This window comes from Flavobacterium aurantiibacter, assembly GCF_002251775.1.
GTDB lineage: Bacteria > Bacteroidota > Bacteroidia > Flavobacteriales > Flavobacteriaceae > Flavobacterium > Flavobacterium aurantiibacter.
On record NZ_NOXX01000012.1, the window covers coordinates 1 to 1,658 of the forward strand.

Genomic DNA, 1,658 nt, shown 5'->3' on the forward strand with positions numbered 1-1,658 from the left:
GCCAATGCATTTGCAAGCTGTTTTTGAGTTAATCCCTTTAATTTATGTAACTCTTCTAAATTGTATTCTTTCATGAAAACATAATTTGAGGCAGCACAAAGATAACGCATAGATGCGCATAAAAATTGCATAGGATATTTATATTTTACGAACTAACATTTGATTGAATTTGATACTTTTACCTGTGAAACGATATTTTTGTTGATTATCCAAGTGCACGTGGGTTCGCAATAAAAAACTTCAATTCAATAAATCTTCATTAATATTTAATTTCTTAAATTAAGAAAAAATTAGAAAGTCTTAAACAAGACAAATTTGAAGCCTATCAGGGAAATAAAATCCAGAATATGCTTAAAATTATTGGCGGCAGAATTTTGACAACCGGCAACAACACTGATTATTATGACTCGAAAACAAAAGGCGGGTCATTTGGCGGCGACGGAACTGAATACGACAGATATAATAAACCATACACAGGCTTAGAGCCAGTTGGCGTGCTTTAGCAGTAAAAGACAGGACGAACTACACGAACCGTCCTGTTCTTTTGTAAAAATGCGAGTGAATTCATCAAATCATCATTAAACCTTGAAGAAAATTCTATACGTAACGATATTGTTTGTCATCCATTGGAGTGCGAATAGTCAATCAGATTATTTTGTTTATCATTCTAAAATCAATGATGCTGAAATTGCATACTTTATGAATAATAAACCCAATGAGTGTCTGGCATTATATGATGAAGTCTTTGACTGTTACGATTTCGTGTTTTTAAAGGACTTGTTAAATGCAGCACAAATTGCAATATTTAACAATAAAAATTATGAAAAATACCTAATGAGAAGTTTTGAATTTGGGCTGAAAATTGACGACTTGAAAATGTTTCCACTGTTTAGTTCAGTTTATATTCAGTACAAAAACAATAAAAAAATAAAAAAAATATTCGAGGAGGCTCGATTGCGATATCTTCAGAAAATTGATTTTGAATATTTAGACTACATCTATTCACTTGCAATAAATGATCAAGTCGATAAATACAAGAAAGGTTACGAAAAACGAATTGATATAGTTTTTCAAAGGCTTATAAATGTCATCAAAAGTAAAGGATTTCCTTCGGAGAAATTACTTGGGATAACGGATACTGCGATTTTTGCAGAGCGAAGTTTAAAAAAATTAGATATTAATGCGCGAGCGAGAAAGTACAAAGTTGCAAAATATTTTTTTTATGGTAAAAATCGACTTCACTTTGATGTTTCGATGCCAATATTATTGCATCATAAATGCAGTTCAGCTCTATACTACGACGTCTTCTTAAAAGAGATAAAATTGGGCAATATGCATCCACAAGATTTAGCATTCATCAGTGATTTTAATTCGCAATTTTTAGATAAACTCCCATCTTACTGCGACAATTTAAAATTTGAAGGTTTATATTCCTTTTCACCCGTTACTGGTGACTTGACTAACAGGAAAGATATTGAGAGAGCCAACAAGCTTAGAAAAAAACTATATATGATTCCTTATGATGTCGTTCTAAAAAAGAGGGAATTTGTTGAAAAGTATAATTTTGTTTTAAACTTTGGATTTAATGGTAGCGCGAGAGAATAAAACAAAGCACTTTACGATGCCAACGGAAAACTCATTGCAAAAGATTTATCGCC

The 1,658-nt window shown here is 31.7% G+C and carries 2 protein-coding genes; both read left to right on the top strand.

Annotated elements, in window-relative coordinates:
• The first annotated feature begins 347 nt into the window (after window positions 1-347).
• Complete coding sequence (locus tag CHX27_RS15390) at window positions 348-503, top strand: hypothetical protein (protein WP_165764397.1); 156 nt, start codon at window positions 348-350, stop codon at window positions 501-503.
• Between the two features lie 82 nt (window positions 504-585).
• Window positions 586-1,605, top strand: a complete 1,020-nt coding sequence (locus CHX27_RS00095; RefSeq protein WP_094484766.1) for a hypothetical protein — start codon at window positions 586-588, stop codon at window positions 1,603-1,605.
• The last annotated feature ends 53 nt before the right edge of the window (window positions 1,606-1,658 follow it).